The organism is Curtobacterium sp. MMLR14_002, assembly GCF_001864975.1.
Lineage (GTDB): Bacteria > Actinomycetota > Actinomycetes > Actinomycetales > Microbacteriaceae > Curtobacterium > Curtobacterium flaccumfaciens.
The window spans coordinates 1-263 of sequence record NZ_MJGT01000101.1; the positions used below are offsets into that span (position 1 = coordinate 1).

General features: G+C 66.2%; 1 protein-coding gene. It reads right to left on the bottom strand.

The window, feature by feature from the left end; translation table 11 throughout:
• Positions 1 to 71 precede the first annotated feature (71 nt).
• A partial coding sequence (locus BIU91_RS19200; RefSeq protein WP_216099678.1) for a hypothetical protein occupies positions 72 to 263 on the bottom strand: 192 nt, incomplete at its 5' end.

Here is a 263-nt window from a genome sequence, read left to right on the forward strand (position 1 = left end):
CCGTTAGCCGATCGGCTACCGGACGGACTGATTGCCGCTCGGCGGGTGGAAGTGGAACGCTCGCCACTTGGTCAAGGCGTGGAAATTGCGCGGTGGATGGTGGGCGGAAGATCGTCGAGGATGGGCCAAGCGTCGAATCGGTACCGTTCGATGACCTCATCGATCCAGGGTTCGTCGCGGTGAGCGGCGCTGATCCGGAGGCGGTAGCGGCCCGGGGTGGCTGTGAGCGGCGGCGTGGTGAAGTCGGGCCCGTCAAAGCCGAC